The sequence below is a fragment of the Pseudoalteromonas sp. AWH4_217 genome (assembly GCF_056161105.1).
Map to the genome: position 1 here is coordinate 87,187 of NZ_JBSWYM010000012.1, position 26,082 is coordinate 113,268.

General features: G+C 48.1%; 19 protein-coding genes. 9 read left to right on the top strand and 10 right to left on the bottom strand.

Going from position 1 to position 26,082, the window contains the following annotated elements:
- Nucleotides 1-76: 76 nt before the first annotated feature.
- Nucleotides 77-1,882 (bottom strand): S41 family peptidase, encoded by a 1,806-nt coding sequence (locus ACXAH1_RS15840; RefSeq protein WP_475197958.1) that lies wholly within the window; start codon nucleotides 1,880-1,882, stop codon nucleotides 77-79.
- Between the two features lie 410 nt (nucleotides 1,883-2,292).
- On the opposite strand from ACXAH1_RS15840, the gene betI reads away from it, so the two are divergent.
- The 5 genes from betI (at nucleotide 2,293) to ACXAH1_RS15865 (ending at nucleotide 8,103) form a co-directional block, all read left to right on the top strand.
- Nucleotides 2,293-2,883: a transcriptional regulator BetI gene (gene betI, locus ACXAH1_RS15845; protein WP_253044604.1), complete on the top strand. Its 591-nt coding sequence runs from the start codon at nucleotides 2,293-2,295 to the stop codon at nucleotides 2,881-2,883.
- 1 nt (nucleotide 2,884) lies between these two features.
- Nucleotides 2,885-4,348, top strand: coding sequence for a betaine-aldehyde dehydrogenase (gene betB, locus ACXAH1_RS15850; protein ID WP_475197961.1), 1,464 nt, complete (start codon nucleotides 2,885-2,887; stop codon nucleotides 4,346-4,348).
- 16 nt (nucleotides 4,349-4,364) lie between these two features.
- On the top strand, nucleotides 4,365-6,032 hold the full coding sequence (gene betA, locus ACXAH1_RS15855) for a choline dehydrogenase (protein ID WP_475197962.1): 1,668 nt from the start codon (nucleotides 4,365-4,367) through the stop codon (nucleotides 6,030-6,032).
- Between the two features lie 136 nt (nucleotides 6,033-6,168).
- Nucleotides 6,169-7,386, top strand: a complete 1,218-nt coding sequence (locus ACXAH1_RS15860; protein WP_475197963.1) for a BCCT family transporter — start codon at nucleotides 6,169-6,171, stop codon at nucleotides 7,384-7,386.
- A 12-nt stretch (nucleotides 7,387-7,398) separates the two neighbouring features.
- Nucleotides 7,399-8,103 (top strand): TorF family putative porin, encoded by a 705-nt coding sequence (locus tag ACXAH1_RS15865; protein ID WP_475197964.1) that lies wholly within the window; start codon nucleotides 7,399-7,401, stop codon nucleotides 8,101-8,103.
- A 571-nt stretch (nucleotides 8,104-8,674) separates the two neighbouring features.
- Here ACXAH1_RS15865 and ACXAH1_RS15870 read toward each other — a convergent pair.
- Both ACXAH1_RS15870 and ACXAH1_RS15875 read right to left on the bottom strand, forming a co-directional pair.
- Entirely contained in the window at nucleotides 8,675-9,691 is a 1,017-nt protein-coding gene (locus ACXAH1_RS15870) for an AraC family transcriptional regulator (protein WP_475197965.1), read from the bottom strand.
- Nucleotides 9,688-10,575: a GGDEF domain-containing protein gene (locus ACXAH1_RS15875; RefSeq protein ID WP_475197966.1), complete on the bottom strand. Its 888-nt coding sequence runs from the start codon at nucleotides 10,573-10,575 to the stop codon at nucleotides 9,688-9,690. Before ACXAH1_RS15875 ends, ACXAH1_RS15870 begins: the two co-directional genes overlap by 4 nt.
- Nucleotides 10,576-10,988: 413 nt before the next feature.
- Between ACXAH1_RS15875 and ACXAH1_RS15880 the strand changes: the two genes are divergently transcribed.
- Nucleotides 10,989-12,920: a phytase gene (locus ACXAH1_RS15880; RefSeq protein ID WP_475197967.1), complete on the top strand. Its 1,932-nt coding sequence runs from the start codon at nucleotides 10,989-10,991 to the stop codon at nucleotides 12,918-12,920.
- Between the two features lie 92 nt (nucleotides 12,921-13,012).
- Here ACXAH1_RS15880 and ACXAH1_RS15885 read toward each other — a convergent pair whose 3' ends face one another.
- From ACXAH1_RS15885 to ACXAH1_RS15905, 5 genes are all read right to left on the bottom strand, one after another.
- Complete coding sequence (locus ACXAH1_RS15885; RefSeq protein ID WP_475197968.1) at nucleotides 13,013-15,328, bottom strand: hypothetical protein; 2,316 nt, start codon at nucleotides 15,326-15,328, stop codon at nucleotides 13,013-13,015.
- Nucleotides 15,321-17,192 (bottom strand): hypothetical protein, encoded by a 1,872-nt coding sequence (locus ACXAH1_RS15890; protein ID WP_475197969.1) that lies wholly within the window; start codon nucleotides 17,190-17,192, stop codon nucleotides 15,321-15,323. Before ACXAH1_RS15890 ends, ACXAH1_RS15885 begins: the two co-directional genes overlap by 8 nt.
- Nucleotides 17,193-17,226: 34 nt before the next feature.
- Complete coding sequence (locus tag ACXAH1_RS15895) at nucleotides 17,227-18,642, bottom strand: hypothetical protein (RefSeq protein ID WP_475197971.1); 1,416 nt, start codon at nucleotides 18,640-18,642, stop codon at nucleotides 17,227-17,229.
- Nucleotides 18,643-19,150: 508 nt separating this feature from the next.
- Complete coding sequence (locus tag ACXAH1_RS15900; protein ID WP_046007129.1) at nucleotides 19,151-19,876, bottom strand: YebC/PmpR family DNA-binding transcriptional regulator; 726 nt, start codon at nucleotides 19,874-19,876, stop codon at nucleotides 19,151-19,153.
- A gap of 112 nt (nucleotides 19,877-19,988) precedes the next feature.
- Complete coding sequence (locus ACXAH1_RS15905; protein ID WP_138553025.1) at nucleotides 19,989-20,606, bottom strand: HAD family hydrolase; 618 nt, start codon at nucleotides 20,604-20,606, stop codon at nucleotides 19,989-19,991.
- 179 nt (nucleotides 20,607-20,785) lie between these two features.
- Here ACXAH1_RS15905 and pdxH point away from each other — a divergent pair, with 179 nt between their 5' ends.
- The 3 genes from pdxH to ACXAH1_RS15920 all read left to right on the top strand — a co-directional run bounded on the left by pdxH (nucleotide 20,786) and on the right by ACXAH1_RS15920 (nucleotide 24,271).
- Complete coding sequence (gene pdxH / locus ACXAH1_RS15910) at nucleotides 20,786-21,403, top strand: pyridoxamine 5'-phosphate oxidase (protein ID WP_475197973.1); 618 nt, start codon at nucleotides 20,786-20,788, stop codon at nucleotides 21,401-21,403.
- Nucleotides 21,404-21,569: 166 nt separating this feature from the next.
- On the top strand, nucleotides 21,570-21,995 hold the full coding sequence (locus ACXAH1_RS15915) for a DUF2141 domain-containing protein (protein WP_475197974.1): 426 nt from the start codon (nucleotides 21,570-21,572) through the stop codon (nucleotides 21,993-21,995).
- A gap of 284 nt (nucleotides 21,996-22,279) precedes the next feature.
- The gene (locus ACXAH1_RS15920; protein ID WP_475197976.1) at nucleotides 22,280-24,271 is read left to right on the top strand and encodes a methyl-accepting chemotaxis protein; all 1,992 of its coding nucleotides are present in this window, start codon (nucleotides 22,280-22,282) and stop codon (nucleotides 24,269-24,271) included.
- Between the two features lie 131 nt (nucleotides 24,272-24,402).
- Here ACXAH1_RS15920 and ACXAH1_RS15925 read toward each other — a convergent pair whose 3' ends face one another.
- Nucleotides 24,403-25,215 (bottom strand): SDR family NAD(P)-dependent oxidoreductase, encoded by an 813-nt coding sequence (locus ACXAH1_RS15925; protein ID WP_475197977.1) that lies wholly within the window; start codon nucleotides 25,213-25,215, stop codon nucleotides 24,403-24,405.
- Between the two features lie 220 nt (nucleotides 25,216-25,435).
- Entirely contained in the window at nucleotides 25,436-26,044 is a 609-nt protein-coding gene (locus ACXAH1_RS15930) for a glutathione S-transferase family protein (RefSeq protein WP_475197979.1), read from the bottom strand.
- Between the last annotated feature and the right edge of the window lie 38 nt (nucleotides 26,045-26,082).

A 26,082-nucleotide genomic window follows, 5' to 3' on the forward strand; every position in this document is an offset into this window, starting at 1 on the left:
AGTGATAGCAAGTTTATGATTCAGCATATCAAGCCATAACACAGGCTTGATATGCTTGGTGTAGGTGATACAAGTGTTACAGCTGGTCTTTAAGATACTCAATAGCAGCAGACAACTGATTGTCTTCGTTGGCTACAATGGAATCTATAGTTCGTGGGGCATAGATATCGGGCTGAACACCACGCCCGATCAATACGGAGCCATCCCCATTATCTGCATGTAAGCCTGTGTAGCTGAGATAGGATCCGCCATCCATGTACGAACCAAAATAATTCGCAACCATACGGTCGCCATTGATGCCAGCAGTAGGTACCCCTACCACAGGTATGCCTGCATTTTTTACAAAAGTGAGCGCATGTTCAGTTTGACTAACGCTGTCTCTGGATGAAAGGGCGACTACAGGAATGTTCAGAGGCTGATCTGAGACATCAATCGTTTGGGTTAACATTTCCTTGTATGTCGCTCGCAAAGAGGGTCCTTTTCGGTATCTTTTATGGAGTTTGTCGTGTTCCACTGGCTGTGTCAAAAACCATGACAGCCCTTCGCGCCATCCTATTGGATCGTTTGGATATTGTCGCAAATCGATGACCACTCCTCGTGCAGTTACTAACTCAGACTTTACCTGTTGTGCATTTTGCTCCGTCAGATTATATAAATTAAGTTTCCACAATCCTTCCTCTAACTCTCTTATGGGCTCTGGATCGTAAGGTACAAGTTCATGGTACTGCGCAAACTTGAAATCTTCAAAGGCAAGCGGCTTTACTGTGATATCAATAACGTCACCATCTTGCTTCTTAAAAGCAGCCCTGACCGCCTCTTCTGACTTGGCGTACTTTAAATACTCAGTAGCTTTAGCTGCACTCACATGGTCACTGCGAACAAGCCAACTTGCTCTTTGCTCAACCACCTCTTCAAAGGGAACATCATTGACAGACAGCAATTCATCACCAATCTCGATCACCCCACTAAGTGATTCATCAATGCCCACAACAATTGTTTTCCCTTCAATTCGACGTAACTCGTAAGGGTACCTGCCGACATAACTTGAGCGGTATGAAAGGGGATAACCGATAGAAATATGGTTATCCTGCAATTTTTTGAACTCACGGTTTATAGCTATATTACGCTCGGCATTGACGCCTTCCGTACATGCTTTAAGTAAGGGGGTTAGACTGCGACGCCAATTGACATCAACTTGTTCGAAATAAGGCCAGAAATGGTGAATTTCCCCCCACATACCTGACATAGTAGACATACATACAGGCAAGCTGGCGAAGTCTTTACCAATATCCCACTGGCGATAATCATCAACCCGCGTACCCTGTTCACTTGCGTGCTGAGAAAGATACAGTGGCAAATACACGGTGCGCCAACCATACCGGACCCGTGAAAAAACACGATCGGGTATAAGTGGATCCATCTTCATTTCGGCAAGCTCACCAGCCAAAAGCGACCGGGTGTATAAGTGTTGTGTTCTGGCGCCCATTTGCTTCCACGTTACAACCTGCTCTCCATCACTCAGGGTGGGCAATTCCTGCTTGCGTTCGGTAATAAACGGGGCAATCTCACGCAGCCTTCGTAAGCCAATCTCCTGTCTTTGGTATGACCTTGCCTGACTCATTTCTACAATCGTTTCTGCAATTAACTTGTCCCAGTTTGTATCGGCAACCGCCTGACTGGGATAGAAAAATTTAACTTTATGCGCAAACTTAACAAATTGTTTTATATCTCTGAGTAATTGCCTGTCTACATTCATAGCTGGCGGGGGCAGCAGCTTAATTGCATCTGCCGGAGGGGATGTATTTTGCGCAAGTGCATTAGGTGCAAAGCAAAGCGTAGAGGTGATCAACGAGGCAACTGTTAGATTCTTAATTATTATCATTTTTTAATCTCCTTTTAGTCAGTCGCATTTCAACCTAGCAACAAATCTAGATGCATTCAACGGCAGAAAATGACCCTCAAGAAGGCGGCTGTAACAAGTGAAAACAAGACCATGCAACTTGTCTGAATAGTGCGCAAAAGTGTTTAGTCCTGAGATAGCACTCCCTAACACATAATCCTGTATCGACTGAAAGCGCCACCAAATCGACCACAACGCCCGAAGCAATGCTCACAAAGCGCACACAGGAAAAATAGTTTTATTGAATTTACCAACACAAAAAAACCAATACATATTATAAAGTTAAGTTGAATTTTCTTTTTCAAAAGATAGCATTCACAAAATGTCAACCTTGAATTCTCTCTCTGTTCACCTTAAAATTTATTTTTATTGAACGGTCAATTAATAAAAATATGCCTAAAGTCGGAATGGAACCTGTGCGTCGCCAACAACTGATTGAGGCGACCTTACAGTCAGTGGCGGAGCTTGGATTACAAGCCACCACGATCAATAGCATCAGTAAGAAAGCCGGGATGTCGTCGGGGATCATCAGCCACTATTTTGGTGGTAAGCAGGGTCTCATCGAAGCCACGGTGCGCTACTTGCTGAGCAGCCTTCAACGCAGCTTGTTGCAAAGAACAACCAGGGGGTGCACACCAGAGCAGCGTCTGATGTTTATTGTGGAAGCCAACTTTGCAGTGGTGCAGCAACAGCGCGACACCACCCGTACCTGGTTGAGCTTTTGGGCGCATTCCATGCATGATGCAGAATTACATCGCTTACAACGCGTCAATGCACGCCGACTTTACAGCAATTTATTGTACTCGTTTAAACAGTTAATGGCCCCTGGCGAAGCGCGTGAAGCCGCAGAGCTGAGTGCCGCCATGATAGACGGCCTGTGGCTCAGAGCCGTTCTCAATAAAGCCGATGATGCGCAGTTTGACAGCGCGCAGGATCTGGCCAAACGCTATATCCAGTCCCTCATCCAACAATTTGGAGTCTAATATGTCCACACCGCTCTACCAGAACTTTATTCACGGCCGCTACCTTGCCAATCAGACCGGCGAGCAGTTTGCGGTAAAAAACCCCGCGACCGACGAAGTCATTTATCACGTTGAAGTGGCCGATGCGCACATTCAAAAAGCGGCCATCGACAGTGCCAAAGCCGGGTTTGCGCAGTGGTCAGCCATGACCCCGATTGAGCGCAGCAGGATTCTGAATAAAGCGGTAGCGCTGTTGCGTGAGCGTAATGATGAGCTGGCTAAAATTGAGGTGCTGGACACGGGCAAACCCTGGCAAGAAGCCGAGTGCGTTGACATTCAAACCGGTGCCGACGTGATCGAGTACTTTGCCGGGTTAGCGCCTGCTCAGGTTGGCCAACAACAAATGGTTGGCGATGATTTTTACTACACCCGCAAAGAGCCTCTGGGCATTTGTGCGGGCATTGGCGCCTGGAACTATCCGCTGCAAATTGCCTGCTGGAAATCTGGCCCGGCACTGGCTGCGGGTAATGCTTTGATTTTTAAACCATCTGAAGAAACGCCGCTGGGCGCAATGAAACTGGCTGAGATCTTTATTGAAGCTGGCATGCCTGCAGGTGTCTTTAATGTTGTGCAAGGTGCCGCCGAAGTCGGACAGTGGCTGACACTGCACCCGGAAATTGAAAAAGTCTCGTTCACGGGTGAAGTGGGCACAGGCAAAAAAGTCATGCAAAGTGCGGCGTCTAACCTCAAAGACGTGACCATGGAGCTGGGCGGTAAATCGCCGCTGCTGGTGTTTGACGATGCCGATATCGAACAGGCGGTCAGTGCCGCTATGCTGGGCAACTTCTACACCCAGGGTGAGATCTGCACCAACTGTACACGCGTCTATGTGCAGCGCGGCGTGTATGAGCAGTTCCTTGAGCAGCTTAAAACCCGCACAGAGCAAAATATTATCGCCGGCGATCCCCTTAATCCCGAAGTAAATCTGGGTGCCTTGATCTCGAAAAAACATCAGCAGCTGGTGCTGGAATACATTGAGCAGGGCAAGCAGGAAGGCGCAACTTTGCTGACCGGCGGTCATGCCCTGAGCCCGGCTTCGGCACCTAACGGCTACTTTGTTGCCCCCACCGTATTCACCGACTGTCACGAAGACATGACCATAGTCCGCGAAGAGATCTTTGGCCCGGTGATGTGCGTCATGGTGTTCGATGACGAGCAAGAAGCGATTAACCGCGCCAACAATACGCATCTGGGCCTGGCGGCCGGGGTGTTCAGCCGCGATATTCAGCGTGCACACCGCGTGATCCACCAGTTACAGGCTGGCATTACCTGGATCAACGCCTATGGCAACTCACCTGCCGAAATGCCGGTTGGTGGCTACAAACAATCCGGTATTGGCCGTGAAAATGGCATTGAAACACTGGATCACTACACCCAGACCAAGTCTGTTTACGTAGGAATGAGCCAAATCGAAAGCCCATTTTAAGCAAAGGAGCCAAACTATGAAAAAAGTATTCGACTATATTATTGTCGGTGCTGGCTCAGCAGGCTGTGTACTGGCAAACCGATTGTCCGCCAATCCACAACACCGGGTGTTACTGTTAGAGACGGGTGGCAGTGATAAGAGCATCTTTATTCAGATGCCTACGGCGCTGTCTATTCCCATGAACACCGACAAATACGCCTGGCAGTTTCATACCGAGCCAGAGCCGTATCTGGACAACCGGGTGATGCATTGCCCGCGCGGTAAGGTGCTGGGTGGTTCGTCGTCTATCAATGGCATGGTGTATGTACGTGGCCACGCCAAAGATTTTGATGAATGGCAGCAACACGGTGCGCAAGGGTGGGATTATCAAGCTTGTCTGCCTTACTTTAAGCGTGCCGAAAGCTGGTATCTGGGCGAAGACTCGTACCGGGGCAGTGAAGGCCCGCTCGGCACCAACAATGGTAACGAAATGGCCAACCCGCTATATCGCGCATTTATCGAAGCCGGTGCACAAGCAGGATATGCCAGGACTGACGATTACAATGGCGAGCAGCAGGAAGGCTTTGGCCCGATGCATATGACGGTAAAAGATGGCCGTCGCTGCTCCGCCAGCCGCGCCTATCTCGACCCTGTAAAGGGGCGTGACAATCTGACAATCGTCACCGGTGCGCTGGCACACAAGGTGCTGCTAGATGGTAAACGCGCTGTGGGCGTGGAATATCAATGTAAGGGCAAAACCCATCGTGCCACAGCCGAGCGCCGCGTGATCTTAAGTGCCGGACCAATCGGCTCGCCGCACCTGCTGCAACTGTCGGGGATTGGCGATCAGGATGCACTCAAAGCCGCAGGCGTTGAGGTACAGCATCATCTGCCCGGCGTCGGTAAAAACTTACAAGACCATCTGGAGTTTTATTTCCAGTACAAGTGTAAGCAGCCCATTACCCTCAATGGCAAACTGGACTGGTTCTCTAAAGGGTTGATCGGAGCACGCTGGCTCCTCAACAAAACCGGCCTGGGTGCAACCAATCATTTTGAATCTTGCGCCTTTATCCGCTCCAAAGCGGGTGTTGAGTGGCCAGATCTCCAGTATCACTTTTTGCCCGCAGCCATTCGCTACGATGGCAAAAGTGCGTTTGACGGACACGGTTTCCAGGTCCATATTGGTCACAACAAACCGAAAAGTCGCGGTGAAGTCACCATTAAATCGACCGACCCGACTCAGGCCCCCAAGATCCAATTTAACTACCTGGCACACCAGGACGACATCGAAGGCTTTCGCGCCTGTGTTCGCCTGACCAGGGAGATCATCGAGCAACCGGCCTTTGATGCCTACCGCGACGGTGAAATTCAGCCAGGCAAAGACGTGCAGAGCGACGCAGAAATCGATGCCTTTGTACGCCAGGCCGTCGAAAGCGCCTATCACCCGTCCTGCTCATGCAAAATGGGTGAAGACGACATGGCCGTGGTGGATTCAAACACCCAGGTGCATGGTATCGATGGCCTGAACGTAGTGGATTCGTCTATCTTCCCGACGATCCCGAACGGCAACCTCAACGCACCAACTATTATGGTCGCGGAGAAAGCCGCAGATATTATTCTGGGCCAGTCGGCCCTCAAAGCAAACAATGCTCAGGTTGCCAATCACAACCAGTGGCAAGCAGTACAACGTAGCACGGAGATTTAACAAAGCCACCTGCGGCCCAATCGGGCCGTGGGGTCTGCAGTGGTGCGCGATACAAATTGGTTGTATCGGGTTAATGCGGAGACAATAAAAAACGGAGAGACAATGAGTTATTTTTACTTATTTTGGGAGGGTGACAATGACAGTATGGCTTAGTGCAGGCATTGTATTTACCCTAATTGCGATTGCTTTTATTTTATTAAAATGGGGGAACCTACGCTGTGTCGGTGTGACACCGGTTAAAACCTTTACCTTTATTGCTATTTTATTTACGTCCGGGCTGGATGTCGGACTTATCATGTTTCCGCTGACGGAGTTTGCGGGTTACGCAGACATAAAAGCAAGCCCAGAATATGCGTTTGCCAATCCACTCGCCATCGAATTTGGCTTTTGGGGCTTCCTGATCTGGGGATTTTATTTTCTGACGTGTTTTTATTTCTGCGTAATAGAACCTAAGGTGAAATTTTTTGAGATCCCTTGGGTTAAATTCATCAACAATGTGGTCATTATTGGTACATGCGCCTTTACGGCCTATTTGCTGCTATCCAACCTGCCCTGGTATATGCCAAGTGTGGGTGATGGTGAATCCATTATTCCGACCTTTTATCTCATTGTGTTCGCCGCCATTTGCTTTGCGGTGTATTCGAGTACCAGCCTGAAGTACGTGCGTATTCTGAGTATTTCTACAACCTGGATGTTCATCGCCTTGATCGCCTTTATGTGGGCCTCTGCATTTGTCTTTGGCGACAGTGAAATAAGCGCCTTTACCAACAATATTGCGCTGTTGGGCGGCTACTTTAGCAATATCAACGAGTTTGTATTGCCACTCAATGATTACCATGAATTTTACCTGTTCTGGTGGTTCGCATGGAGCATCATGATAGGTCAGTTCACTTCACGCTTTGTCGGTGGTCTGAAAACCTATCAGGTACTGGCGGCCATGCTGGTGTTCCCGTCTATTCCCATCGCCGTGTGGTTTAGTGTGTTGTATCACTACCATGAAGCAGGCATTGACACCGCAGGGATTAAAAACCTGGCGATGGTCATTGTTGGCGTGATCTTTGTGATCAACTCTCTGGACTCATTAATTAGACTGTATACCGATAACCTTGGCCTGACGGTTAAAAAACTCGGGAAACGCAACTATATTTTATTTAATATTGCCGCGCTGTCATTGCTGACGCTGCTATTTAAACTAAACTTTTTGCAGATACAATGGGTTGGTGCACTGGTTATTGCGCTCTTTTTTGGTTGTTTTGGCTATATTTGCTACAGCAAGTTCAAAACAGTGGCCAATATTACCCGTTCACCCAAAGAGAATACCATCGACTTCAGCCGTATCGAGACCGTAAACTAAGGTTCAAAAGAAATGAAAATAAATTTTAAAACTACACTCTGCGCACTTCCTCTGGCCCTGCTGTCGAACATGGCTGTAGCTGGCTGGTCAACCACCATTACCGGCACCTCAGACTATACCTTTAACGGGGTGTCACAGACACAGAGCGACCCGACTATTCAGGGTAGCCTGGACTACGCAGCCGATGCGGGCTGGTATGTGGGCACCTGGGCCTCAGGTGTAGACTTTGGCGAAGACACAGGCCATGAGTGGGACTTTTACGTTGGTCGCTCTTCAGAGCTTTCCAGCGCCTGGTCTGTGGACTATGGTATCGCCTACTACACCTATCATGGTGGTGATGCGTCCAGCGACTATAACTACCCTGAAGTCTACACAAAGTTTGCTTACGCCAGTGACCTGGGCACCACTAATATCAACTTCTGGTATAGCTGGGACTATTTTGGGGTTGATGTCGGCCATAGCATTGTAATGCTGTCGCATACTTTTGATATCGCCGATAACCACTCAATTACCCTCAGTGGCGACGTGTCTAATTCATTCGATGCTGAGAAATATGCCTGGGATGGGCTCGACAGCTCATACACCCACTATGCAGTGTCTTACACCACCACGCAGTTCGATTTCGATCTAACCTTTACCGTGGAAGACACCACCATAGATGGCGAGCATACCGACGAGCGCTTTGTGTTCTCAATTGCACGCACGTTTGATTTATAATCCAATTGAACACAATGAGGGCGCAACGGCGCCCTCACTCTCTCATTTATCCGGATCGCAAAGCTATTTATCTCACGAGAATATTGCTTGATACAGCACGGTCTTCACTCATATTCATCATGATCTCAACATCGTGCCAGACCTGGTTGTCTGTACTTTCATAAGCTTCGCTATCATCACCATATGCAAGTCTTACCCAATTGGTTTTATTAGTGGGATTCCCCTGTTAGTTTTAGCCCCACAAAAGCACACAAAAATTACATGGAAACAAAACATTGACATTCTGAGAAAAAAGAATAAACCTAGCACTTCCACAACAAAAAGGATGTTAACTATGAAAGTGACTTTGAATAAAAAATCCATTAAATCTCTATCTGTTAATCCAGCAACGATTATTCGCGCTCAGGAGACGCCTCAGATAGGGGGTGGCCGTGTAATCGATGAATCATTTTGGGTTTGTATTGACACCCGTTCGAACTGCGAAGGAACGAAACGCTGCCCGGTCTGAACAATAAAGTTGAGTAACAAGCGCATTATGCGCTTGTTATATCAATGATTGTAGGTGGTATGATTAAGAACCACAACGAAACGCACTGGGCACAGCCCCGGTCCAGCGCTTAAATGCACGCCGAAAGCTGTGTACATCGGCAAACGCCATGGTATTGGCTAGCTGGCTGTTATTCCATTGATTAAGATCCATCAGATGCAACGCCTCTTGCCCCCTGACTTCGTCAACCAATAGTTTAAAATTAGTACCATCTTGCTTAAGGCGACGCTTCAATGTCGCCGGGCTCATGCCCAGATAGCTGGCAGTATATTCTAGTGACCAGGCCTGCCCCAAGTTCTTCCTGAAGATGCGACGCAGATGAGCCTGCAATAGCTGCGGCGGGTGCAAAAGGTGTTTGGCTGTGTGTTTTGCCTGAGCAAACCGCAGTGTACTGGCCTCCTTGAAAGGCTGGTAAAGCACCTCCTCAGACAAAATAATGGCGCAGCGCGGCGCGTCAAACCGAACATGTTCACCCAGATAGACCGGATAATGCAAATCCTGCCCCGGTTGCGACCATGGCAGCTCTATCTTCATCCAGGTCTGCGCACCGAGTTGCTCTTTAAGCAGCAACCGGCAGGCCGAGAGCACAATTTCAAAGAGCATCCGCTGTTGTGTACTCAATGACGCTGCTTCAGTCAGCCTGATATACAGCTTACCCTGATGCCGCTCTACATTAAGCTGGATCAGGGTCTCAATGCCTTTTTGAACGCTTGCCCAGGCAGTAAGGGCGCCACTTAAGCTCGGTGCATAGCGCCATAGGTCAAACAAAACATGGCCATGCCCGGTCGCTATCCTTTGCCCAAGTTCCAGTGCCAGCTGAGGCTGTTCAGCCAGCTCTCGTTTGAGCTTTTTTAATATAAAAAGCACGCTGGCTGGCGCAACCTGCGCACCAGGATAGGCCAGGTCTTCAAGAAATAACTGAGACCCACGAATAAGCTGGTGTGGTTTTATCTGATAGTGCTCAGCCAGTTCCAGTATAGTGATGAGGAAATGCGCTGGCATACGCTTGTCATGCAAATAGGCAAAGTTTCCCGGTATCATACGGCCTCCACTGCTGCAGAAGACGCTCGTTTCGCTCCTGCCAGCCGTTGATTGAGCCGCTCAAACAGCGCTTGTTCAGACTCACCTTCAGTTCGGGTAGCCTGAACGGTTGTTACTGTCAGCGCCCCTTTTAACGCTGCGTTGCTACAATTCTGAATTAGCTTAGAAAAAACATCGACCTCATGGGGCGGAGTATCCGGCAGTAATACGACAAAACGGTCACTGGTATAACGACAGGCAAGATCGGTCTCTCGGAGCGCAACTTCCAGTGCCGAAGCAACCTCGTTCAGTGCCTGATCCCCTTTATGAGCGCCATGCTCCCGATTGTATTGAGCAAAGCCATTGATATCCACCATGACCAAAGAAAGTGGCTGATTGCGTTTGTCATGCAATATTGCCTCGCGGTTGAGCTGAATTAACAGATATTGAAGGCTATACAGCTGAGTGACAGGGTCTATCAGGCTATGTTCTCGGTGAAAGTGCTCCCTTTGCTTTAGCTGGCGATTGACCGCCTGTTGTTCTCGGTACCAGGTAACCAACCCCCAGGTCAGCAGGGTCATACTGATCGGGGCAGGCAACGATTCCAGCCAGGTAAACAAATGACTTTGCGGCGGGTAGGAAATGAACTCGTCCAATACGTCAAGCCAGGTCGTAAGCCAGTAGGTTGCAGACCCCAATAGCAACATGGTAGTCACTCGGCCTCTCGGGCGACATAGCGCCAGAAGTATAAGCCAAATAGCGGCCATCATAGACGAAGTCGCTTCACCAATTAAGTCAACCCAGTCGACATCTTGCATTGATTTTAGTTCGCCAATGAACAGTGCTAACATGGTCAATACGATACTGATAACCAGCGCTAAGCATAAACTGCTGACATTCTTCATCTTTTAAGCCGGATATTGATTATTTCGGGTATCCTAGCGATGCTATATGACACTTTTAAGACGTCGCTGCTTAAGGTCTGAGCTATTTAGACCCGGCCGGAACGGCTCACGTAACATCACCTCGCCCCCTGTTGAGTCGCGTTTAAAAACAATAGATAACTGATTTTAAAAGAAACCCTCTTTAAAAAAGCGCCTTTTTTAACGGCAAAGGAGCTCACTCTCACGCTAATTTAACGCCCAATCAGCCAGAAATAGTGTACCTGCCAGCTAACACAGGTTGCGGTGAAACAAAACTGTCATATCGACTTTTTAAGGTAGCCGCTCACTTACATCCATTGGCGGTGTCAAAGTCAGCTTAGTGTGCGATAAGTTGGCCCATCTCCGCTAATACCCTGTGACGTCGGAACTTAAAAATGAAAATACAGAAGTTATACAAAACAACGCTTATACTGGGACTAGTGAGCGCGCTTGGCGCTTGCCAAAATCAGACACACCAGCAAACGGCTCAGCAGTCTCTGCAACTCAAAACGCAAGGCTCAGCGGCAGCTATAGTAGATAGCGTTCAGGTGTCTGGCAGAAACCAGATACTGACCGCCTCTGAGCGCGAGGGATTGGCGTTGCGCCAGGGAGGCTCACTCGTTGCACATCTCCCGGGCGCGTTCAAACAGGTCCGATTGAGCGAGCTGGGTGATAACCAGTGGCTATATGCTGCACTTGAGGGCAGCAAAGATAGCGTTTTTGTGGGCACACTGGATGCCAATTCAAAACAATTGCAACCACGCTTTGAACTTTCGCAGACCGGATTATTGGTCGATAATTTCTGCTTATTCGCTGATAAGACTAACCAAACACTGTCTCTGTTTGTTTCAGACGGGCGAGGAAGAGCAGAACAATGGCTGTTACGTCAACAACAAAGCTGGCTGCAAACCCCTCTGCTGCTGCGATCACTGTCTTTACCTTATGACGCGGATTCCTGTGCAGTCGACCCGGACAATGGCTACCTTTACGTTAGTGAGCCATTAGGTATCTGGCGCTACTCAGCTCGTATTGAAGATAACCCTCAGTATTACCCGGTATCCCTGGTCGCCCCTTACGGAAGTCAGTCAGAGCCAGCCATTAGCCTGGCAACCAGTGACTCAGGAGAACTCTTTGCATTACTGGAAAACGGCCAGGAAGTGCTTTACTGGGATACCCCAGACGCTGCAAATAGCTGGTTACCGGCAGAGACCTTAGTACTTAAAAACCACAAGGCTACCATGATGAACCTTAGCCAGCCTTTGAGCACAGATAAGGCCACGCTGAGCTTTACCAATGAACAGCAAGGCCAATATACCACTGCTCAATTCACCCTTAACTCAGGAGTCACAACACAAGCCTTACCAATCGTTCGACCCACAGCACAAAGCCAGCCTGCTTTACAATTTGGTGACGCCATGGATGACCCGGCTATCTGGGTTCATCCTGCTAACCCCGACGCTTCACGTGTATTAGGTACACATAAGAAACAAGGCCTGGAAGTCTACGATCTGCAGGGCAAGCTGTTACAAGAATTCAAAGACGGTCGACTCAACAATGTCGATCTGCGTGATGGTTTTAGCTGGCAAGGGCGCACTATCAGCATCGCTGCAGCCAGTAAGCGCAATGATGACAGCCTCGCATTTTACGGTATAGAGGCAAACGGCAACGTCTTTCGTCTGGGCAGTGCACCATCGGGTCTGGAAGAGATTTATGGACTGTGTATGGCCATTTTTGAGGGAAATCACTACGTGTTTGCAAACAACAAAGCCGGTCTGACCTTTCAATACAGGGTGAAAGCCTATCAGGATAAGCTGCATGCAGAGAAAGTGCGGGAAATACCCCTAAGCTCACAACCAGAAGGCTGTGTCGCAGATGATGCGCGTGGGCGATTGTTTATTGGCGAAGAAGACGTAGGGATCTGGGCCACCAGCCTGAACCCGGCGGATAACAGCCAACCGGTTACAGTAGCAAAGGTAGGTGAACACCTGGTCGATGATGTCGAAGGCCTGGCACTGTCTTTTGGTGATGCTCCTGTGCTGGTTGTTTCCAGCCAGGGCAACAACAGCTACCAGCTTTACGAAGCAACACCGCCCTATCGCCATTTGGCTGGATTTCGCGTTGGTCTGGATGGCTTTAAAGGCCTTGATGGCGCATCAGAAACCGATGGTCTGGCCCTCTCTACCCGTTTGCGGACCCGAGATTATCCAGAGGGCCTGCTGGTGCTCCAGGATGGGCGCAACCGATTTCCCGATCAGCCACAAAACTTTAAATTTGTTAGCTGGCGGGATGTACTGGAGGCCACGGAACTTAACCAATCCCGGAAATAAAACTTCGATGTCGAACGCGGAGGCCGACAGGGCCTCTGCTACTCGCTTACCAACACGCTTTACGATGAGTTTTATTAAATTTAATCAGTTAGTTACCCCTTGCTAGCATTTTGTTGCATCACCTGGATCAGTTGCTGATGGTTAGTCAATAATGACTGGATCACTGCCATCGTTGCTTTTGGCCCTGCTTGACGTTGCTGCTTAACCTGCTCAAGCTGCGTGGTCAACGTTTTATGATCCTGCTGGTTTTTTTCAAATGCCAACTGGGCATCATTGAACACCCGAGTTTGTGCCTCAACCTTTTGCTTTGCTTCGTCATACTCTAACTTGGCAACCTCAGCTTCTGCTTTTGCCTGCTGATGTGCTTTGATAGTAGCGTCCTGATCGTAAGATTGCTGCAATTGTGCCTTCAGGCGTTTTTCAAGCGCGCGCTCTTCCTGGGCTTTCTTCGTTTCATAATTGTTTTCGGCGACGATGAGTTCTTTGCTCACCTGAGCAAAGCGTTTCTGTTGCTGCGAATAGTTATTTTCCGCGTCGTTCAAGGCACTTTTTACCGCTTCTAACTCCTTATTCAACGCGTGTTCCGCCTCATGTAGCTGTACCTCATTCTGTGCTTGCTGATTAGCTACCTCTGCCAGACGTTTGCGCAGTTCATGCTCCAGCGTCTCTATGGTTGTTTGCGCAGCGCTTCCGCCCCCAGCACCATTGAGCATTATCTGATTGGCCGACTGATTGAGCTTTGTAATGCCGCTGAGGTTTGCAGTGAGATCAGCCAACTTACTACTGCCCTTTGCCAGTGACACCGCCTCATTCAGCAACGTGGTCCCCACCTGTTTATAACTTTGTAGCAATTCACTGGGGTCATTGTCGTATGACTTCAGGTTCCAGTTACCTATGTCGTCTTTAACAAACACCATACCCACATCACCATTGCCGCGTGCAAAAGCGGTATTAACCTGATTCCAGTTCGCATCCGTGATCAGACGTTCTACCATTCGTGTTCTGTCATCGGCTTGCCAGCTATCCCCCTCTCTGTCAGGGTAAGCCTCCATCCAGTCGATCATATTCAGATAATCTGTACCACTGGCCCCTCTGAGATACATACTAGTTGGCAGCAGGCTGGCGGCACGCTCAGAACCTTTGTCTTCCTGATGCCGAATGGCATCCGCACGCGCGACCAACTCATTGCCCAGCTCCGCCGCTGCAACCGATGCGCGTCCCACCACGATCCTCACACGTTTGGATTTTGGCAAAATAGCCATCTGCGTGGCGGCCCATTGCTCGGCCCCTTTTCTCAGCATGTGTCCTGTTTTAGCTATTCTGTTTAGGCACTCCTGGTAACGACTGTCCACATCCTCATTTTTGTTGTAAAGCGCTGAAGCACAAAATCGAATGCTCTCGCCAAGTGGATCACGTGGGTCTAATGGCAGATTGATATAGTTAAGCACCGCCAGCATATTCGTTTTTACGTCGGACAAAACCGGGCAGACCCGATGCAACTCGTCCTCAGGGCTTGCTTGCAAGCGATTTTTATCCTTGCTGCCAAGTAATGCCCGGGGCTTTCTGGCAAATAACTTCGGATACTGACTCACAATATGAGCAGGTAAGATCTCGCTCAACGGCACAGCGTTAGGCATTACTGTGGGTTTTTGTGTACTGTAGGGGAAAGACATCGCGCTACCTGACTGGCCGAGTAATGACTCAACCGCAGATAAGCTCGCCATAGATACCAGGTACTCACCTCTCAGGTTACCTATCTCTGTCATCGAGGTTTTAACCTTATCCTGAACCAATGATTGGCCTTGCAAATTAGTTTGTAACTGGGCTAGTTGCTTTTTCAAATTAGTTTGTGACTGGGTTAATTTGTCTGTCAGAGCTTTAAACTTAGTGACATCAACCCCTGTGATAGCCAGTTGCTGTGCCTGCGGAATATTAACCAGCACTTGTGCGATTCTTTTCAGTCGCTCTATTTCGCTATTAAGCGATTTAACCAACTCATCTTGAAGTTCTGTTTCAGCATTACAATCTTGCAGATTACATTGCTGATTGCTGATTTGAGCGCTTAAATTCAAGATTTGCTGCGCCAGCGAGAAAACCTTACTCAAATCAACTAATCCATCCCCTCCCTGCAGCATCAGGCATTGTTGCTTTGCCAACTTGTCAGACCCTTCTCCAAAACAACCTAGCTGGCACTGGCTCAAATGAAATTCACGTACCAGAATTTTCAGTGTTTCATCTGCCACACTTAAAGTACCGCTCAGTTCTGCCTTTTGCACCTCCAGCGTTTTAGACAAAGGGCCGTTATATTGCTCAACCACAATCCGCATAGAGCCTTCTGAGGAAAGCGAATTGCAACCACTTAGAGTCCAAAGCACAAGTATAAGAATACAGACCAAGAACTTATTCATCTGTTACCTCCTTGCAGGCAGATAAATCCGGGGAGCTGAGATCGCTTGCCAGCCCCGAGTTCAGCGTTTCAGTTGTCAGTTTGGCGACCAGTTCACAGAGTTGTTGAGTAGACTTAAGGCTATCGGATTGCAGCTCTATCATTGGATTGGTTTGATCTGCTGCACGCAGTGATTCTGTGGTGCGCAACTGCGCCTGAGTCAGAGGAAGCAGGCCCGCTGACTGGTCATTTTTAGCCTGGATCACTCGGGCTGATAGCTCCTTTAATACCGATGTCAGTGGCTCACTGGAGCTGTGCATCGCCATGACCAGACGTTCATCCTGGTCCAGTGTTCGCCAGCCTTCCGGACCCAGAATCTGAAACCCTTTCCTCTCTGTTGGCCCACTATTTTTGCATAACACTTGATTGGATGCGCTTTTTTGCTCAGACTCTGCTGGTTGGCCATATTCGTGCTCAATTAAAGGCGAAACAGAGGTGGCTATTTTAAGTTGCTCGTCCATTGCCGCAGATAAACGCGTAAACACCGACTCGGGCACACCAGAAAATGACACCTGGCTGACAGCCAGGCTTACGCGCTGGTTTAACATGGCTTTAAGTTTGCTGCGCAACTGAGTTGCGGTTAAAGCAGACAAATGCTGGTCGTCGAAATTAACAACCGCAATTTCCTCGTTGAGCACAGACGCGAGATCCGGATAAGCAGCCTCAGCTTCTTGCTCTATTTTGGCCGTTAATTGTTCAATCAGTAACTTCACTCGTTTCGTTTTGGTTTCCTGATCAAGTTCATTCAGCTCTGCCACTTTAGAAGGTGTTATATTTTGCGCGATCCAGCGCAACAGCTCATCTTCATTTGGTACCGGTATAGTAAACTGGGCCAGTAAACTGCCTCTGGCCTGCTTATAGTTGTTATATAGCGTGCTGGATACAGGCTGATCGTCAATTTTTACGTCTGGTTCAAAAAGATGTTTGTTGGCTTTAATCACTTCAACAAAAGCAGGATTAAAATCGATTTGAGGTACAGTGCGGTTATCTTTCAGAAATTTCGACCAATTCGTGCCGACGTTCAATAGAAACGCTTCCGTAATTTGTGTTTTGAGTAGAGCGGAATATGCCTTTAATATATCTGTTCGGAGTCGTTTGTCCGCTAATTGGCTGAGCACTTCGCTGGCTTGCCTTAAATGTGCATTCTTTACTTCGGCCGCGCCTTCGTTGATGGCATCCTTTAGCGCAGTATGCAACGTGCCACTTGATGCCGATACCAATTGCTCACTGGCATCAACAGCTTTGTCTATTTCGTCAGTCAGTTTACTTACTTCATTGAGCTTATCTGCGGGGACATCATCAACCTGCTTACCCATAAGCCGATTCAAACTTGTGATTAAGTCAGCGGGGTCATGACTGTCACCTTCTTTTTCTTGATTTCTAAGCCGCTGGTATTCGTCCAATAGCCGCTGATATTCCGCCCAGGCATTGGCCTTGATCTGGTTGTTGCGTTGTGTTTTGTCGCTGACGTATTTAAACTGGCCCGTGGCCTTATCAAAGCCGATGTTGGCACCAAAGGGGTCGATCTCCCAGCTTTTCAGTGTGCCAGATTCAAATTGAATTTTATTAGCCACTGTGCTGGCTTTACCAGTCATCACAAACCGATAAAGAGACTGAAACTCAGGCACTTTATTTTCTTGCTGCGTATCACAGGGATCAAAAACCCGGAAATAATAGGTATTTCTGAATGCCACCTGATCGTCCTGAAACTTTGGGTCGGCCCCCTTACGAACATGATGTGCATCCGAATAACTGCAGGCGCTCAAACTCACGCTCACCAGTATGCAGCCAAATTGGTACCACCTACGATTAACTTGCCAGGCCATGCAATGCTCCTTATCAGCGTTTACAGTGTTTTATCTATAACTTCATTATTCTTCTTAAAACTCTTATATGACTGATCCTTCTCCGGCCTTTTTTGGTCTTTAGCTCGGACCAGTATTTTGTGTGTGTGAAGATCTTCCGGCCACCTTGCAAAACGGCAAACTCTGCAATGGGAGTTTTGTCCGGTACTGGCACATCTTCGTCTGTCTCACACAGGAATTGTTTGTCGACCCTGCCTGAAATAATATCGCCCCAAACCAAACGGGAAGATGGTGAAAAAACATTGCTCCACCTGACCGGTGCAAATACCGCGCTATGATGCAGATAAAAACCGCCGTCCTGCTGATAACAAAAGTTAGGATAGGGGTGCTCTGCGTTAAGGCCCTCAACAGCGGAAGGAGGCGATGTCGGATAGTAACGATCGGCTTTGCGCCGTTTAAAATCGTCATCACTTTCGGCCATCAGAATATCTGCATAGGTCAGCGGGCTGCCCACTGTAATAAAATCAGAAATCAGCCAGTGATGGTTACCACCCCTTAACTGTTTTAGCTGTCTGAAAAGTTTTTGCTGAAGGGCTCGATACTCGCTTTGATTAAACGCCTGTCCCTCAGTCAGATTGTTGGTCTTAGTCAGATTGTCGGTCAGCACTTGTAACTGCTTAACGATTGCCATGCATTGTTGATCCAGGGGACAAGGCCTTCCGTTTATGTTAAAGCGGTGACAGTGCGACCACAAAGCCGACAGGACATCATAAGCAACGATAGACCCCAAACTGTGCCCGACTAAAATAATACGCTCATATTTGCCGCTGTTTTGCAAAGACAGCAAGAGATCGAATGCGTCCTGTCGAATCGCTTTACGTACCTTGATGTTATCCGGGCTTGCCCGAGTATATCGCGCTGCATCGCCCAGATAGCGTAAGACTGAACCTAATAGTATTGGAAGGCACATAGTCACAATGATCGGCAGAGAGCTCTCGATATAAGTACGCGCATTTAACAATGCGTCCGATAGAGCACAGATGCCTAACAGCGCGTCCCATATTTTACTAAGAGTAAACCACACTAACGGTAAAACGATAGGCAAACTCCACAACACAAACCACAATGGTAAAAGCGTTTTTTGATGATTGCGATATCTTTGGGGAAAGCAAAAAACTAAGCTACTAAGCCAACTTTTAAGGTGCAGCATTATTGTGCCGGCGGTTTGATGCGCCCAGTAGTACTCATGAAAGTCTACGTCAGCAGACAACTCACCATGCTCATTCTTGCTATAGCCAACCAGCGTGCGATGATCGAAGGTCTGAAAAAACTTGGTTGGTTTATTCCAAAAATGTGGTTGGTTCTTACCGGGGTGATTTTTCCAAATCTCTTTCACAAACCCCCGAATGGTTGCCATTGGCTTTTGTTCGCCTATACCGTGGATCACCACAACGGCTGTTCTTTTTGGCATAGTCAGCTTCCTTCGCTATCAGAACAGGACGATAAATCAGGCTTAGACGGGTGTCGTACTCGTTTTTAAATTTGGTCTACTGCCAATCTGTTCATAAATCATTCAGACTTTAAAGCTAGGCAAAGATCTTGGTTTATTCAATTTTTTAAAAATATCTGTTATCAAATATGTATGGTAATCACCTACAGTGTGCACCATACCTCGCTGATAGGTGGAGAGCACTTCATATCTAGATACAAGGAATATTCAAAGAAGCTAGCCCATCAAAGCGTAATAAGCCACCTGTAGCAGCTAACAATACGAGTACACAGCCAGAGAGGACATGGCTCAGTTTAAGAATAATTTTAATGAAGTTTATCGAAAGTGTCGCAGGCCAGCTGCGCAGTAATGCAGAAGTGTAATTCAGTTGCTAATTATTAAGCACAAAGATAAGCACAAAAAAGCCGAGCGTAAAAGCTCGGCTTTTTGTGTCTTGTGCTGACAAGACGCATTACTTACACCCAGAGGGTTAGTTTTTCACAATCGCGTTGTGATAAACGTTTTGCACGTCGTCGCAGTCTTCCAGCATGTTAATAAACTTCTCGAAGTTTGCCAGGTCGTCTTCACCCGTGATTTCCACGTGTGTTTGCGGTACCCAAGTGATTTCGTCTACGTCGAAATTGATGCCTTCAAACGCTTCAATCAGTGCAGTTTTCGCTTTGAAGTATTCAGTGTGCGGTGCAAACACAGAGACCTGACCATCTTCTACTTCAACGTCGGTGACATCAACATCTGCCATCATCAGCGCTTCCAGTACGGCTTCATCGTCATCACCGGCAAAGCCAAGAATAGCAAAGTGATCAAACATGTGTGCAACACAGCCCGGGCTACCAATTTTAGAGTCTGTCTTGGTAAATGGCAGACGTACATCCTTGATAGTACGGTTTGGGTTGTCAGTTAAACAGTCCACAATCACCATACAGTTACCAGGACCGTACCCTTCGTAACGTGCCGGAGAGTAATCTTCACCTGCACCACCAGCTGCTTTTTCAATTGCCTTTTCAATAACATGCGCCGGAACCTGGTCTTTCTTAGCTTTATCGATCAAACGACGAAGGGAGAGGTTGGTATCCGGATCTGCACCACCGTTTTTCGCAACTACATAGATCTCTTTACCATATTTTGAGTTTACTTTGGTCTTTGCCGCTGCCGTTTTTGCCATGGCGTTTTTGCGGACTTCAAATGCTCTACCCATCTTAATTCTCGTTTGTGCAAATTAAATTGGACAAGATTCTAACAAGACATTGCATTTTGGGCTATACCCAGACGAGAATTGCTCTGTATCGTGCGCATTCTAATAGAATTGATCAGGCCAACTGACCAGAGCGAGCCTGATAGTGTAAGCCAAGTGCACCTGGCAGGTCGCAAAAGCGTTCAATGATGATATCAGCCTGATCAGCGTAGTCAGGCATACCCAGTGGTGCGAACAAACATGCATGCATACTGGCGCGTTGCGCTGCCTCGATGTCGTACTTGTAATCGCCTACATATACACACTGCTGATAAGGCAGCGACCAGGTATCTGCGACCATATGGAGTGCCTGAGGGTCAGGTTTTGGTAGCGCATCTTCGCGTGTCAGTAAAAAATCCAGGCCCAGCTGGCAGCGCGACAGCTTTAATTTGGCCGCTTTTGAATAGTTACGTGTGACAATGGCCATAGGCATGCCCATCGCTTTTAATACAGACAACGTTTCTATCACACCGGGAATGGGCTCGGCATGCTGTGCATCCTGCATTTCATGTTGATGGATCAATGCCATGGCTTCCTCGCGCATGTAAGGCGAGGGCAAAGACTCGACATAATCAAGTAAATCCGCGTCACGGTCGCAGCCAACTTGCGCCTTAATTAAAGCAAAATCGAGGGTAGAGGTTACTAAGGTGCCGTCCAAATCAAAAATCACACCTTTTACCGTTAAATCAGCCATTCATATTTCCTTATCATCAAGGCCTCGCCAGCCCTAACCATAGGGTAAGCTGTGATACCTTGCAAAGATATTGAGACAAAATTGTTCAGGCCCAACCTGCTGGTCATATCACAGCAAAGGGACGCTACAAAGGTACGTGTTAGCAAGCAGAGTGGATCAATTGAAACCATCGCTAAAACATGACATCTTTGGACATAAAATATAAACACGGAGCCGTGATGAATCATCCTGTCGAACAGTTTCAGCAATGGTGGCAGCAAGCTAAAGCCTCATCGAATTTGAACCAATGCAGCGCTGTCTGTATTTCTACTTTAGATGAACAGGGTTTCCCCGCCGGGCGTTTCGTCGATTTGAAAGCCGCAGATGAAACCGGTTTTACCTTCTGTACTCATTTGAATTCACAAAAGGGTGAAGATTTAAGGCGCAACCCTAAAGTCGCGATGACGGCCTGGTGGGACTCATTGGGTTATCAGGTACGAGTGACCGGGCAGGCTTGTGAGATTAGCCGTGCTGATGCCGCACGCTATTGGCAAAGTCGTGGTCGTGACGCTCAGCTCACCACGTTAGCCTGCCAACAAAGCCAACCCTTATCATCAATGGACACCATTACCGACGAACTCAGAACACTCAGCAACCGCTTTGAGGAACAAGCGGTGCCACTTCCCGACAACTGGGGCGGGTTTGTGATACGTCCGCACAGCATTGAGTTTCTGACCTTTGAACAAAGCAGACTCCACTTACGTGAACTTTACCAGCACGCACAGGGAGTTTGGCACAAAACCCTGTTGCAGCCATAGCAAATGTAAAGCCCCTTGCCAGTTCTGTGATTAAGAAAAAGGGTCAGCCGCTTGAGCACAAATGACATCTGTCATGTCATTGTCATGACAGATCACACACGCAATGCCCCACTCCATTTCGTAAAGTTATCCCATCAACAAAATGATTCAGCAAAGGATAACTAACATGACTAAACATCTGACTCGTACTACCGCCATCGCCTGTATACTTAGTGCACTTTCGGCCAGTGCAATGGCACAAGATTTGACGATTACATTCAGCGGCCTGGCGCACCAGTCAGGCACCCTAAAGCTGGTAGCCTATGACTCGGCAGCGGGATTTTTACAGCAACGAGCCTGGCGAGTTGCACAGCAACAGGTATCTGACACTCAGCCTGAGCTCACGCTGCATAATGTAGAACCCGGACAATACAGCTTTATGGTCTATCAGGATCTCAATGGCGACGGCCGGCTAAACCGCAATCGTTTTGGCTTGCCAACAGAGCCTTATGGTTTTAGCAATAATGATCTGCTTGCCGGCATCCCACAGTTTCCGCAGCTGGCAGTACAGATCACGCAGCATAATCAGAACTTAGAAATAAGGCTACGTTGACAGAAAAAGTGTCACAGTCGTTCTTGTGTCACAGTCGTTCTTTATTCTGTGGCACTAATCTCATCCACCATCAAAACTGCTTAATTTTTTAATGCAGTCGGCTACGGCATTCATCGTTCCCACAAAAGACACATAGTATTTTTTTCTTATTAAATGTTAGCAAGTTACTAGCTTTAAAGCATTAATTTGTGCAATAGTGTGGCTGCAAAGTGATCCAATTTTGGCTCTTCGCACTATAACTTTAAACAGCTATTTCTGCTTTAATCCCCAGAAGTGAGTCGTGCATGCTGAGAACAATAGCTAAAACCATATCCAGCCATTTAACCCTTGTCGTATTACTTCCCTGTTTGTTGCTCGGTGGCGTCATTTTTTATGATGTATCGACCGCAACCAAACGAATGAACGACGCCTATGACGCCGAATACAATGCCTTTTTGAGCCACGCTGTGCTCGCGCTGGTTCATGAAACACAAAAAGAACGTGGAGCCTCTGCCGGATTTATCGGCTCAGCAGGCAGCAAGTTTCAAAGCAATTTAACGCAACAACGGCGATTGACCGACAACCAATTGTCTAGTCTGAAAGAAAAGGCTGGAAGTTGGGCGCTGTCACAACCCATGCAGCGGGAGCTCGAAACATTTTTAAGTAAATTCAATCAACTGGATAGTGTTCGCCAACGCGTAAGCTCGCTTTCCATGAGCCTCCCTGACGCACTGAATTATTACACCGACATCAATAATCAGGGCTTGCATATAGTCATTACCGCAGCAAGGCTGAGCAAAGACCATGTTATCTCAACCGAGCTGATGGCCATTTACAATTTTTCCAGCGCCAAAGAGTCTGCCGGTATTGAGCGGGCAGTCTTGTCGAACACCTTTGCAAAAGACCAGTTTACACCTGCACTACGGACCCGATACACCCAATTGCTGACCAAGCAAGAGGTCTATCTCGCAGAAGCAGTGGAAGCCTCGCCCCCGATTATGAAAGCCATGTTTGAAAGTGCCCTGAATTCAAGTGCCATGCGCGACGTTGCACGCTTCAGAGCCATTGTCGCTGACAGCGATTCCGGGTTTGGGCAAGATCCAGAAGCCTGGTTTGAAGCGGCCACACGGCGTATTAACGCTCTGAAAGAGGCTGAGGAAAAAGCCTTAACACTTGTTGATAAAACAGCTATCGACATTCAGGAAACGGCGGTGACCATTCTGGTGGTTGAGCTGATTATTCTGGTGATAGGTTTGCTGATCACAGCGGCCCTGTTTATATCGATTCGTCTTCGCCACCAGCAGTCAGTAAAAATTGCCGAAGGGATTGCTATTGCGATTAACAATCGAAACCTGGCACATGAAATCGATATTTTAAGTTCTGACGATTTGGGCAATTCGGCAAAAGACATTAACCGACTGACCCAACAGTTTGAGGAAGATTTGATTGAGTTCGGGCGCGCATCACACAAGATTGCAACCTCTACACATGAAACCGCTTGTGCCATCAGCCAGAGCCAGACCAATTTGGTTGAGCAACAATCCGGCGTACAAACCATCGCCTCTGCCGCGGAGCAAATGAGCGCTAATATCCAGGTAATAGCTAACTCTATGCTGGAAAATGCTGCGGCTGCGAAGTCAGTCTCCAAGGAGTCGGTTAATGGCCAAAAAGTCGTCACAGATGCGGTCTCGGTGATCCAGCAAGCCTCATACGACATGGAAAGATCAGCATCTTCCGTGGATGCTCTGAACGAGCGTGTTGGCAGTATTTCAAGTATGGTCGATATGATCCAGAGCATCGCAGAGCAGACTAATTTGCTGGCATTGAATGCCGCCATTGAAGCTGCCCGGGCGGGTGAACAAGGGCGTGGCTTCGCCGTGGTTGCCGATGAAGTACGCAGCCTGGCCAGCAGAACTCAGCAATCCACCGAAGAAATCTCGGCTTTGGTCAACGAATTGCAAAGCAGCGCACAATCAGCATCGGATGTGATCACACAGGGTAAAGATAACGCCATGCAGGCTGCCCATCGTGCAGAGCAGATTAAAGAAGCTCTGGGTAAAATTGTTGAACAAGCCAAGCAGGTTGAGTCCGTCACTGACTCCGTATCGGTAAATACGCAGCAGCAGAGCAATGCCATAGACGAAGTAAGCAGACACATTGTTGAAATTTTTGCCAAGGCAACTGAAAATGTGACCGGCGCAGAACAAATTGCTGTGGCGGCCTCCAATATTGCTGAGGCCGCAATGGATATGGATGAACTGATTGACCGCTATAAAGTACAGGAGCAGACCAGGTAAGTGACTTTACATCCTTTTGATACGCTGCGTCCAAAAGCCTTAACCCACCTGGCTCAGCTCGCTTTTTCCAACCAATGCTCTCGTGTCGAGTAGCAATCAGGTGCCGCTGTCATTTCACAGCGGCAAATCCACTAAGCAAACCCATGATGCTGGCGAAAGGTCTCCAGAACTCGGATCAATTCGGCTACTTTTTGCTCGTCATATGCTTCATCATGAGCCCGTGCAAAGCAACCTAAGTCATTGTCAAAATACTGACCAGACGCCTGAGCAAACTCCTCAGACAGAGCGGCTCGAACCAACACATCAGCGCCTTCCTGAATATTACCCCCTGCCACACCATAGGCCTGCTCAACCATTTTTGAGCCCAGAAAAGACTTAGGGTTCACCGCTATAATCGCTGGCTGATCACGACCAGAGGCAGCGCCCAGTTTCATCGACCACATGGTCAGGGCCAGTTTACTCTTGGCATATGCCGCATTGTCCGACAGACTGCTGGCTCCGGTTATTTCATGTGGCATCAGAGATGATTGCGCAGCAGATGATAAGTTGATCACTCTGGCATCTTGCTTCATGTCAGGTAGCAATGCTTGGGTAAGCAGATAAGGAGCAATGGTATTCACCATAAAGCGTACATCAATCCCCTCTGGCGTGGTTTGCTCTGGCACCACAAAGACGCCCGCATTGTTGATCAATACATCCAGCTCAGTGCCAGCCTGCTTAAGCTCGTTGATAAAGCCGTGAATATCATGAATAACACTCAGGTCGGCTGTGTACGTCATCAGCTGTTGCGGTGGTGACTGGGTTGCAAATTCCGCTTTCAACGCAGTTAGCTTATCAGCGTTTCTGCCGTGCAAGATCACTTGGTGGCCAAGCTCCAGCAGGGTTCTTGCCGTCGCCAGTCCGATCCCATCCGTTGCGCCGGTAATTAAAATGGTTTTTGTCATCACTATATCGCTCACTAAAGTTATCAATGGCTATTGAGGAGATCCGGAGCACGTAAACTCACGGTACTGATATAGTTTAGATTATTCTATAAAGGTTTATTATTGCCCGGATTATACAATCAGTATTGGCTTTTTATTGATAATAGAAGATGCGATACAACGAGCAGCCCTGAAAACACGTCTGCTCTTCACACTACAGAGCAGACGATAGTGAAGTGATTTAGCCCTGTTTTCTGGCGGCCTGATAAGCCTCACGACTTTGTACTTTGCTAAGGTATTGTTGTATATGAGGTTTACCATCCAGCAGGTTGAGGTTGGCAGCAAATTCCAGGGTAATGGTCATCATTATGTCTGCCGCACTAAACTGCGGACCTGCAAAAAACGCCTGCTTTGCCAGCGCAGCTTCGATGTACCCCAAATCCAGTGCCAGCTCTTTGGCAATATACCCATCCATTGGTGCGGTGCCTTCGCGCTGTTCCATCTGCATCAGCAGGGTGGTGATCACAGGTAGCGCCAGTGACCCTTCCGCAAAATGAGACCACTCCAGATATTGGTAGTAATGGGCGTCGCCTTTTTCAGGGCGTAAACTCGATGAGTCGGCTTGATCGAGCAGATACTCCATCACCGCGCCCGATTCACACAAAACCAGACCATTGTGTTCAATAACCGGAGCTTTATTCAGCGGATGAACCTCACCCAGACTCGCTGGCGCCAGCCTGGTTTGCGCGTCCCTTTCATGGCGTACGACTTCATAGGGTAACTTAAGTTCTTCGAGCAGCCACAATACCCGGGTTGATCGTGATTGGTTGAGATGATGTACCTTAATCATGGATACATGGATTCCTTATCAGAAGAGGCCTGCCAGAT

Coding starts and splice junctions, on each gene's coding strand:
- ACXAH1_RS15840 (WP_475197958.1), bottom strand. CDS start 1,882: ATGATAATAATTAAGAATCTAACAGTTGCCTCGTTGATCACCTCTACG.
- betI (WP_253044604.1), top strand. CDS start 2,293: ATGCCTAAAGTCGGAATGGAACCTGTGCGTCGCCAACAACTGATTGAG.
- betB (WP_475197961.1), top strand. CDS start 2,885: ATGTCCACACCGCTCTACCAGAACTTTATTCACGGCCGCTACCTTGCC.
- betA (WP_475197962.1), top strand. CDS start 4,365: ATGAAAAAAGTATTCGACTATATTATTGTCGGTGCTGGCTCAGCAGGC.
- ACXAH1_RS15860 (WP_475197963.1), top strand. CDS start 6,169: ATGACAGTATGGCTTAGTGCAGGCATTGTATTTACCCTAATTGCGATT.
- ACXAH1_RS15865 (WP_475197964.1), top strand. CDS start 7,399: ATGAAAATAAATTTTAAAACTACACTCTGCGCACTTCCTCTGGCCCTG.
- ACXAH1_RS15870 (WP_475197965.1), bottom strand. CDS start 9,691: ATGATACCGGGAAACTTTGCCTATTTGCATGACAAGCGTATGCCAGCG.
- ACXAH1_RS15875 (WP_475197966.1), bottom strand. CDS start 10,575: ATGAAGAATGTCAGCAGTTTATGCTTAGCGCTGGTTATCAGTATCGTA.
- ACXAH1_RS15880 (WP_475197967.1), top strand. CDS start 10,989: ATGAAAATACAGAAGTTATACAAAACAACGCTTATACTGGGACTAGTG.
- ACXAH1_RS15885 (WP_475197968.1), bottom strand. CDS start 15,328: ATGAATAAGTTCTTGGTCTGTATTCTTATACTTGTGCTTTGGACTCTA.
- ACXAH1_RS15890 (WP_475197969.1), bottom strand. CDS start 17,192: ATGGCCTGGCAAGTTAATCGTAGGTGGTACCAATTTGGCTGCATACTG.
- ACXAH1_RS15895 (WP_475197971.1), bottom strand. CDS start 18,642: ATGCCAAAAAGAACAGCCGTTGTGGTGATCCACGGTATAGGCGAACAA.
- ACXAH1_RS15900 (WP_046007129.1), bottom strand. CDS start 19,876: ATGGGTAGAGCATTTGAAGTCCGCAAAAACGCCATGGCAAAAACGGCA.
- ACXAH1_RS15905 (WP_138553025.1), bottom strand. CDS start 20,606: ATGGCTGATTTAACGGTAAAAGGTGTGATTTTTGATTTGGACGGCACC.
- pdxH (WP_475197973.1), top strand. CDS start 20,786: ATGACATCTTTGGACATAAAATATAAACACGGAGCCGTGATGAATCAT.
- ACXAH1_RS15915 (WP_475197974.1), top strand. CDS start 21,570: ATGACTAAACATCTGACTCGTACTACCGCCATCGCCTGTATACTTAGT.
- ACXAH1_RS15920 (WP_475197976.1), top strand. CDS start 22,280: ATGCTGAGAACAATAGCTAAAACCATATCCAGCCATTTAACCCTTGTC.
- ACXAH1_RS15925 (WP_475197977.1), bottom strand. CDS start 25,215: ATGACAAAAACCATTTTAATTACCGGCGCAACGGATGGGATCGGACTG.
- ACXAH1_RS15930 (WP_475197979.1), bottom strand. CDS start 26,044: ATGATTAAGGTACATCATCTCAACCAATCACGATCAACCCGGGTATTG.